We start from the raw sequence: 9,633 nt of genomic DNA, 5'->3' as shown, positions 1-9,633 counted from the left end.
GACCTTTACGGCTACCGGGCCTCTGTGTTGGCTCTGACAAAATGGTGTCCACCACTTCGAAAATGATGGACATCACTTTGATGCCGATACTTGCGGCCGTCTACAACGGCCACCGCGAGCCGCTTACGCTTCAAGGCCGTGCAGGACTTCTACGCCGCGTTCGACGCTGCCTTCCCCGATTTCCGGCTGCGTCCCAGCGCCGAGTACGACGTCCCTGGTTGCTCAATCCGTGAGATCACGGTGACCGGCACCCACCGCGGCGAGTTCTGCGGTATCCCGGCCACCGGCCGAGCCGTCACGTTCGAGCTCGCGGCGTTCTATATCTTTGGTGACGGTGACGAGGCGGGTCGCCTGCTTGCAGAGCGCGTCTATTTCGACCTGGAGACTGTGCTGCGCCAGTTGCGTGGCGAAGCGAACGCGCCCACTGGTGTGGGCCTTCTGGGCCGCGCCCACTAACCAACACGCTGCAGCGACGCTACGAGCCATCTTCCATGACACAGACTCTATCCATTCGGCAAATAACTGGCGGTGGGGGCCTCGCCCTTCGTCTTCTAGAGACCGGTCCGGCTACCGGTCCCACGATCCTGTTTCTGCACGGCTTCTCTCAGTCGGCGGCAATCTGGCGTCCCCAATTTGCGGGTGGCCTGGCTGCTGACCATCGGCTGGCGGCGCTGGATCTGCGCGGCCATGGTGGATCGGCCAAGCCTGTGGAGCCTGCGGCTTACAGCGATGGCTCACTGTGGGCGGATGACGTTGCTGCTGCTATTGAAGCACTGGGCAATCGGCCGGTGGTGCTGGTGGCGTGGTCGTATGGCGGCCTGGTGGCTTGCGATTACCTGCGCCGGCACGGCAGTGCTCGTCTCGCCGGACTGGTGTTCGCAGCTGCACTGACGCGGCTTGGCGATGAAACGGCCATGAGCCTGCTCGGGCCGCAGGTACTGTCCTATGTTGGCAGCCTGTTCGCCCCGGACATCGCTACTGTGGTGCCGGCACTTGTGCAGTTCATCCAGCAGTGTCACGCCCGCCCGGTGAGCGAGCGTGACCTGTACGAGATGCTGGGCTACAACTGCGTGGTCCCTTCCGAAGTGCGTGCCGCGCTGTTCTCACGACAGGTGGACAACGACGACCTGCTGAGCACGCTACAGGTTCCAACGATGGTGTTGCACGGCAGTGCAGATGACATTTTGCTGCCTACTGCAGCCCAGCGGCTCGGGTCACTGATGCCGACGGCTCAGGTCTCAATGCTCGAGGGGACCGGGCATTGCCTGTTTCGCGAGGCACCCGAAGCGTTTAATGAGACGCTGCGTGACTTCGTGACAACAAACCAGTGTTGAAAAAGGAGACTGTGCATGAGGAATCGCGGGCCACCCGTGGTGAAACTTGTGAAGTCCCAAGGGGTAAGGAAGCGTAGCAAGGGGGCTGCCGGCTGTCAGATACCTGGCGATCGATATGTTAGTCCGGTTGGCCACGTAGTTCAGGATGTAGTTGAAAGAGGAAGGACAAGCGCAAGTGCCTCAATGAATCTACGCGTTCGTCTATAGATTCGTACTCCGAATGTTTTTTGCATCATGGTCGGCAAGCCTGCCATCAGTGAGTGGGGCGATGACTCAGGATTTGCCGACCTACATCAATCCATAAAGGAGGTGAACAATGCGAGCAGAAGTGTATTACGGAAACAGGAAACTGACGATCGAAGACCTTCCTTCTTAACCAATGGATTCGAACCGTTGCAAGCTGGGCAAACAATGAAAATTCTGATCGATCCATCCGCCTGAAAGTACCGCGACCTTTCTAGCCCCAGTCTTGCAGGCTGTCATCTATCGATGCAGCGGCATGGTCAACTCTAAACGTCCGAATCTGGTGGAAGCCGAACTGAAAAATCGGTATAAGGCCGGTAGTAGAAGTTTTGAATCTGACAAACGAGCAGTTTTATCGGTGCAGTTAGTAGTACTATTATATAAAAATAAGGCCATGTTTTGAGCTGAAAGGCTCTGATAGGCAAAAAATTATATTGGAGGAGAACGTGACGATTCACGAACGATGGTTTGCCAGAAAAAGCACGGTTGCTGCGGTGCTGGGCCTGGCGCTTGGCGGCGCGGGCTCAAGCACAGAGCAACATTACGCTCTATGGTGTCGTCGATGCCGGGTTGCTGTTCACCAACAAGTCCCCAAGCGTGTCGACGGGCGCCAACTCCGGCAGGCAATTTTCCCTGATTGATAGCGGCAGTTCGGCATCGCAATTCGGGATTTCCGGCTTGGAAGATCTCGGTGGAGGGCTGAAGGCGCAATTTAAGCTCGAAAGCGGCTTCAGTATGGTCAACGGTGCATTCAACGATTCAAACGGTAACATGTTCGGCCGCCAGGCCTGGATCGCATTGAGCAGCGGTCTGGGCGAATTGAAAGCAGGCCTGCAATTCTCTCCCTTCTTTCTTTCGCTGTATGAACTGGATCCACGGGGTTTGCCGCTGTTTGGCAGCAGCGTCGTGAACTATGTTGACAATGTGGTGGGCACTGGAATTTTCAACGCGAATGCGCTCTCCTATACGAGCCCAGTGATCGCCGGCCTACAGGGCAGCGTGATGTTTGCGCTCGGAGGCGAGCCGGGCGATTTCGCTGCTGGGCGGCAATATTCAGCCAGGCTGAAATACGAGAACGGAAGTCTGACGGTGGAAGCGGCGATTTACGACGGCAATGCCGGTGGCACAGCTCAAACCCCAGTTCCGACGACGCAGGCGTTTCTTGGTCGCATGCTCGGAGCTGCATACAAGTTCGACAAGATAACGGTCAAGGCTTCGTTTACCAGCTACAAGGTGGCGGGCTCGTTTAGCAATAACGTCTATGGTGGCGGCGTGGACTATCTGGTGCTGCCGGACCTTGATCTGAACGGTGGCATCTGGTTCACGAGCGATCGCAATCAGAGCACGAATCACTCCATTATGGGCGCGATCGGAGCGCAGTATTTTCTGTCGAAAAGGACCACGTTGTATGGACAGGTGGGCGTCGTGAATAATCACGGCGCCATGAACACCGGACTCTCGATCAATGGCGCACTGAACGGCGTCACGGGCACGACGGTGGGCGCGAATGTTGGCATTCGCCATGTCTTCTAGGCGAGATCCCTGATCGTCGTTATTGCGACCCAGTCTACGGTCGGGTCTGCAAAAGATAAACCACATCCAACGACTTCATAGGAGAAGGGTGATGGCAAGTGGCGGGATGTCGCTGAGAGCGATGGTTGAAGATTGGTTAGCGGTCCCAGGGGGAAGCGTGAGAGTTGGTCAGTTCAAACGTTCCAGAAATGGGCGTTGCGTCTGTGTCCAGGCGGATAAGGTGACAGGCCGCGTATCCATGTTCTTTTTTCGCCACGACGATGGGTCATGGCGCGTCTTCCCGCCAAGTCCAAAGAGACCGGCTATGCGTATTGAAGAGTCAATGCCTGAGCATCGAGACGGCAATCCTGACGACCACTGGTAAGCCATCCGTAGTCGCGCGCATACACGATGCGAGCGTCCAATGGTCGTGGCGGTGTTGCGTGCGCCAGTACGGTTCTGGTTCGTGCCGCATGCGGCAAGTGTGCAAACTGCAGAGATGTGTTTTGGTGAATACCCGCGCGAATTGATGATTCAAGAAGGGTGGGACAGTCTCGCATAGCGTGATGTGGCATCGCTGACTGGCCTCACTCGTCGCAATCGCATGAACACCGGAATGCGTCCACCTTGAGGCCTGTCATGATTTGCTCAAACGAAGGCCGGTCCGCCGCCCGTAATCGGCAGACCGGGCACCGCCGACGCTCGCGCCAGCTTGCGCCGACGGCATCGAGCTGTTCGAATCGCGTCCGAACGCATGCTCGTAACGCGCGCAGCCGTTTGCGTCACTGAGCCGCGCCGTGGCGCTCGAATATCGATTAGATCGATCTCGACGTTCCACGAAGCGCGGATTTCACTAGCCGATTGCTCCCTATCGCCGTGTCCTTGTGGCCTTGTTCGGCGAAATGACGGAGGCGGCCTCAATGCTGTTGCTTGAACAGATGCCGATTGCGCCACCGTAGCCTTCTGGATCAGGTCAATCGGCAGAAGCACGGCGCGCACCGTTGTTCTCTGACGGCGAATGGAGTGAGAACGGCGTGATGATCGCGCTACCAGTCCCGAACGGGCGACTCGTTGGTCGGAATCAACAGATCGCTCATATACAAATGTACAGGAGAAGACGCCATGGACCTGCCGTCCGCTGCACAGCCCTGCAAAGACCCGCGAGACAACCTGTCCCATGTGCGGGGTTCCACCGATTCCCAGTTGTCATCGGCCACCATCGCCGCGCTTTTGGCTGACACCGTCTCCCGCTTCGGCGACCGGCCGGCCGTCGTGTTCCGCGAGCAGAACGTGCGCTGGACCTGGACCCGCTTCAGTGCGGAAGTCGACCACTTTGCCGCGCGGCTCGTGTCCCTCGGCCTCTGTCCTGGCGACCGGCTCGGCATCTGGTCACCCAATCGGGTCGAGTGGATTGTCACGCAGTTCGCGACCGCGCGCATCGGCGTGATCCTCGTCAACATCAATCCAGCATATCGCTTGCATGAGCTCGAGTATGCGCTCAATACATCGGGATGCCGCGCAATCGTCTCTGCCGAGCGGCTGCGCACGTCGCACTATCTGGAGATGCTGCTGGCGCTTGCGCCGGAGCTGACGAGCTGCGAGCCCGGCAAGCTGGCGTCAGTACGCCTGCCATCGCTTCGACTCGTGATCCGGATGGGCGACGGGCACACACCCGGCATGTTGCGCTACAGTGATGCGATCGCGCGCGGTGCGTCGGCATCCGACGTGCAGGCGCTCGACCGCATCACCGCATCGCTCGATTGCCACGACCCAATCAACATTCAGTTCACCAGCGGCACGACCGGCAGCCCAAAGGGCGCAACGCTGACGCACCACAACATCGTCAATAACGCGCGTTTCGTCGCGGAGGCGATGCGCTTCGACGAGCGGGACGCGCTCTGCATTCCAGTGCCGCTCTATCACTGTTTCGGGATGGTGATGTCGGCGCTCGCGTGCACAGCGACCGGAGCGAAGATGGTGTTCCCAGGTGAGGTGTTCGACCCCTCCGCCACGCTCGCTGCCGCGTCGGAAGAGAAGTGCACCGCGCTGCACGGCGTGCCGACGATGTTCATCTGCGAGCTCGACGCGCCCGATTTCGCACAGTACGACCTGTCGACGTTGCGTACCGGAATCATGGCCGGTGCGCCGTGCCCGATCGAGACGATGAAGCGCGTCGTGTGGCAGATGCAGATGGGAGAGGTGACGATTGCGTATGGGATGACGGAAACGAGTCCCGTGTCTTTCCAGAGTAGTACCGACGACCCACTGGACAAGCGCGTGACCACGGTCGGCCGCGTGCAGCCCCACCTCGAAGTCAAGCTCGTCGGCCTCGACGGCAATGTCGTGCCGGTCGGCGAGCAGGGCGAGCTGTGCACCAGGGGCTACTCCGTCATGCGCGGCTATTGGGGCGACGAGGCGCGCACGCAAGAAGCGGTTCGCGAGGGCTGGATGTACACCGGCGATCTGGCGACTCTCGATGTGGACGGTTACTGCAACATCGTCGGCCGCGTCAAGGACATGCTGATCTGTGGCGATGAGAACATATATCCGCGTGAGGTCGAGGAGTTCCTGTTTCGTCATCCCAAAGTGCAGTCGGTGCAGGTGTTCGGCATACCGGACCCGAAGTACGGCGAGGAGATCTGTGCGTGGATCATCCCGAAGTCGGGTGAACAGGCTACGGAGGACGAGATCCGCGATTTCTGCTGCGGAGAGATCGCGTACTTCAAGGTCCCGCGCTACATCCGCTTCGTCGACGAGATGCCGATGACAATTACCGGTAAGGTCCAGAAGTTTGTAATGCGCGATCGGATGATCGACGAACTCAAGCTCATGCAGGACCACGCTGGTTGATTCCGACCGTCACTCGCTATACCTCAGTCTTCGACAACGTTTTGTCGAGTGGAATGAATTGCGCCGGATGCACCGAATCGGATCAGACTACTTCCATTTCAAAGGGGAGGCCGCGCCATCGAACCGTTGCAATTCCGATCGCGGTAGCGACGCGAGTCTTCACTTCACTGGATACTTCTGTCCCAATCAGTCCTGCCGACCGCCATTGGCCTACGCATCTAAATTGGGAAATCGATGAGTGAGGAAAAGGATGGCTACGCCTTCAACCAAACGTAATCGCCAGGAGGGATCGCCGAGGGGTGTCGACCTTCGTAGTATAGGGCTACCGGTCTGAGATGTGCGATTGATGGGCGAGGTGAGAGTGAAGGTGAGTACGATGTTGAACATGGTGGAGCTGGAGACGTTTGCCGCGGTGGTCGAGCATCGCAGTTTCGCGCAGGCGGCGGTTGCGCTGAACATTTCCTCTGCAGCAGCGACACGGCGGGTCAAGCGGCTCGAACAGTCGATCGGGGCGCTGCTCCTGTTGCGCGAACCGGCTGTAATGCCGACGAAAGCTGGCGAAGAAGTGTTTCGTCATTACATGACTGTCCGGCTGCAGGAGGATGACCTCCTCCGGCGTGTCATGCCGGGCAGAGCCGCGACGACAGCGCTTGCGCTTGCCGTCAACGCCGATTCCCTGGCCACCTGGTTCGAGCCGGTGACGCGCGAGCTGGCGCAACACCATGTGGCGCTTGAGATCGTCGTGGACGATCAGGACCATACGCTCGAGGCGCTGGCGCGCGGCGACGTCAAAGGCTTTCTGTCCACGCAGCCGGAACCGGTTGTCGATCGTTTTGTGGCGGCGCCGGTCGGGCAGATGCGCTACCAGTGTGTCGCCACTCCCGGATTTGCACGCGAACATTTCGCTGGTGGCCTGACCTTGCCGGGCGCGCTCGAGGCCACCGCCATCCTGTTTGACCGGAAGGACACCCTGCACGACGTGTTTTTTGCGTCGCATTTCGGTGTGACGGTCGGCCGGTACCCGAGGCACTATTTTCCTTCGCCGGTGGCGTTGCTCAATGCGATCCTGGACGAACTCGGCTACGGGCTGGTGCCCGCGATGCAGGCGGGGCCGCTGATTAGCAGCGGCAGACTGGTTGCGCTCGCGCCTGGGCACGATCTGTTGATCGATCTGTACTGGCATCATTGGGAGCAGGAGCCTGAGCCGCTCGCGACGATCAGCGCACTGGTCATGGCGGCGGCGCGACGAAGCCTGGTGCAGCCGGCCGCGGGTGCGGAGGGCACCGTTGACGGCGCGTTGCGACGCACCCGCGGTGATTCTTGACGCCGGTCGCTCGCGACACGGTCAACACGTAGGCGCCCGAGCCGGGCGCGTTCGGCTGGCCAGGCGATTCCATGACCGGACACGGCCGAGAAGCGGGGCGAACTGCCATGCGACCGGCACGCAGGCGGAGGCGAAAATCCCGGCCCGGAAGTGCAAGCCAGCCAGGCAGATTGCCGATACCGGTCCAGTTCGTTGCCGACATGAGCAAGGAGACCATCGCCCGTGACAGTAGCATCGCTGACGCGTAGAGCGTTGCGACCTGTCGACCACCATCGTGGAAGAGGAACGGCAGGCCGATGGCGGCAACATAGACAACGCCCAGCGAAACGATGGTCGACATGATCACCCTGACCATTAATGCTGATTGCACAATTGATGGCAATGATCAGCAGGTGCGATGCGTAGCCGTAGCGACCATCTCTTGGCATGGAGGCCCTCAAGCGCCGACGACATTGCGCGCGCGATCGCGGCCCATGATCCACGCGCAGCAAGCAAGCCCCGGCATACCGTGATGTTGTTACTCTCGCTGCCGAAGAGCGACGAGCAATCGAGGCCCCACAAGATTGGAATTGCCGGCCTGTGCACGTGTTTCGGCAAGAAGGCCGGCAACGGCGTGAGTCATTGGATAATCTGCTCGTGTGGCTTCTCTGGATAGACGACGGACGTTATGTAGCAGCACTCGGGCTGGTCAACTCGGCTGTTTTCCTGGAAACCGGTAAGCGTCTAGCCGAAATTCGAGATCGAAACGAATTGGTGGCCCGCGTGGAGTGTGGGTCTCCCAGCAACCAGCATCGTCTTGTTCAGCTGAGCAGCGGCGAGAAGGCACCGGATCGCGTGCGCTTCAGTTCCACGCATGACGCGCCGGGCGCACGCCGTTCAGATAGTAGTTGCCGACGAGGTGATACTTCCATCGCACCGGATCGTGCAGCGTATGCGTGCGCGTATTACGCCAGTGCCGGTCGAGATTATGCTCGGCGAGCGTCGACTGCGTGCCCGCCAGCTCGAACAGCTTCTCGCCCGCGAGCAGCGCGATCTCGGTCGTCAGCACCTTCGCCTCGCCGACCGCGACCGATGCACGCGCGACATCGTCGTCGGTCACCGTGCCGCGCGCGCCGATCTCGTCGAGCGTGCGCGCCGCGCGTTCGAGCAGCGCTTCAGCCGCATGCAGCTGGATATGCAGGCGGCCGATCTCGCGGACGATCAACGGATCGTCGGCCGCCCGCTCGACGCCGCTGTCGACCCACGGCCGCGTGCGCGTGCGCACGAACGCCTCCGTATCGGCGATCGCGGCCTTCGCGATGCCGGCATCGATCGCCGCCTGGATGATTTGCGACAGCGGGCCGTTGAGCGTCGGCTCGTCCGATACGCGCTGCGCGTGCAACACGTGCGAAGCCGGCACGCGCACGCTGTCGAGCACCACCGTGCCGCTCGCCGTCGTGCGCTGCCCGAAGCCCGACCAGTCGTCGATCACGGTCAGCCCCGGCGTCGGCTGCGGGACGTAGGCGAGCCACGCCTGCTGCGCATCGTCGAGGCCGAGCACCGGCACGTAGTGTGCGAACAGTGCACCGGTCGAATAGAACTTCGTGCCGTCGACGACATAGTCGTCGCCGTCGCGCCGCACGCGCGTCTTCAGGTCGAGCACGTGCTTCGTGCCCTTCTCCGAGAAGCCGTTGCCGAAGCGCTTGCCGCTCAGGATCTCGGCGAAGAAATGGCGCCTTTGCGCGTCGGTGCCGATCAGCGCGATCACGTCGACCAGCCCGAAGTGGTTCTGCGGCAACTGCCCGAGCGACGCATCGGCCGCCGCGACGATCTTGATCACCTCGGTGAGCGTCACGTTCGATACGCCCGCGCCGCCGTAGGCCTTCGGCACGGTGATCGCCCACAGCCCAGACTGCGAGAACCATTCGATCTCGTCGCGCGGCAAGCGTCGCTCGCGGTCGCGTTCGGCCGCCCCTTCGGCAAGTCGCTGCGCAAGCGCATGCGCGGCCGCGATCGCCTGCGCGTCGTCGGCGATCACGCGGGCAACCTGCGGTCCTGCGTGGACCAGCCATTCGTGAAGCGTAGCGCTCGTGTCTGACATCGTGGTCTCCTCTCGAATGATGAAAGCACTCAATCTAGCAGCGCATCGCAGACTGGCAAACCGATCGATTGTCGTAACGATATTCCTTCGGATAACAAACGACGTGACGAGACGCGCGAGCGTCTCCGATCCCGCGCTCCGGCGTCGCGATCGATGCTCGCGCGTCGACGCTTCACGTCGTCGTTCCGCGTAATGCGCATCGACGATAACGATCTGCGAATCCGTTATTGGAACACGTGCGTCGCACTTCCTATACTGGCCTCCCGGGACAAACGGCCCCGCCCTTCGAG

6 protein-coding genes are annotated in these 9,633 nt (G+C 60.6%); 5 read left to right on the top strand and 1 reads right to left on the bottom strand.

The genetic code is table 11. The annotated features are described in order from the left end of the window. Positions 1-90 precede the first annotated feature (90 nt). From AB3X86_RS36005 to AB3X86_RS35985, 5 genes are all read left to right on the top strand, one after another. The gene (locus AB3X86_RS36005) at positions 91-456 is read left to right on the top strand and encodes an ester cyclase (protein WP_368599634.1); all 366 of its coding nucleotides are present in this window, start codon (positions 91-93) and stop codon (positions 454-456) included. Positions 457-491: 35 nt separating this feature from the next. Next, entirely contained in the window at positions 492-1,334 is an 843-nt protein-coding gene (locus AB3X86_RS36000) for an alpha/beta fold hydrolase (RefSeq protein ID WP_368599633.1), read from the top strand. Positions 1,335-2,045: 711 nt separating this feature from the next. Beyond that, the gene (locus tag AB3X86_RS35995; protein WP_368599632.1) at positions 2,046-3,110 is read left to right on the top strand and encodes a porin; all 1,065 of its coding nucleotides are present in this window, start codon (positions 2,046-2,048) and stop codon (positions 3,108-3,110) included. A 1,101-nt stretch (positions 3,111-4,211) separates the two neighbouring features. After that, positions 4,212-5,939: an AMP-binding protein gene (locus tag AB3X86_RS35990; RefSeq protein ID WP_368599631.1), complete on the top strand. Its 1,728-nt coding sequence runs from the start codon at positions 4,212-4,214 to the stop codon at positions 5,937-5,939. A gap of 376 nt (positions 5,940-6,315) precedes the next feature. Further along, complete coding sequence (locus tag AB3X86_RS35985; RefSeq protein WP_368599630.1) at positions 6,316-7,263, top strand: HTH-type transcriptional regulator ArgP; 948 nt, start codon at positions 6,316-6,318, stop codon at positions 7,261-7,263. 841 nt (positions 7,264-8,104) lie between these two features. On the opposite strand, the gene AB3X86_RS35980 is transcribed toward AB3X86_RS35985, so the two are convergent. Beyond that, entirely contained in the window at positions 8,105-9,343 is a 1,239-nt protein-coding gene (locus AB3X86_RS35980) for an SfnB family sulfur acquisition oxidoreductase (protein WP_368599629.1), read from the bottom strand. Positions 9,344-9,633 lie beyond the last annotated feature (290 nt).

Origin of the sequence: Paraburkholderia sp. BR14374 (assembly GCF_040948685.1) — a bacterium.
In the GTDB taxonomy this organism is placed as follows: Bacteria; Pseudomonadota; Gammaproteobacteria; order Burkholderiales; family Burkholderiaceae; genus Paraburkholderia; species Paraburkholderia youngii.
Note: the sequence above shows the minus strand (reverse complement) of the source record. Positions and strands in the feature narration are given on the sequence as shown.

What these genes read in the sequence shown, in the direction of transcription:
- AB3X86_RS35980 (WP_368599629.1), bottom strand. Translation starts at nt 9,343, where the DNA reads ATGTCAGACACGAGCGCTACGCTTCACGAATGGCTGGTCCACGCAGGA.
- AB3X86_RS36000 (WP_368599633.1), top strand. Translation starts at nt 492, where the DNA reads ATGACACAGACTCTATCCATTCGGCAAATAACTGGCGGTGGGGGCCTC.
- AB3X86_RS35990 (WP_368599631.1), top strand. Translation starts at nt 4,212, where the DNA reads ATGGACCTGCCGTCCGCTGCACAGCCCTGCAAAGACCCGCGAGACAAC.
- AB3X86_RS35985 (WP_368599630.1), top strand. Translation starts at nt 6,316, where the DNA reads ATGTTGAACATGGTGGAGCTGGAGACGTTTGCCGCGGTGGTCGAGCAT.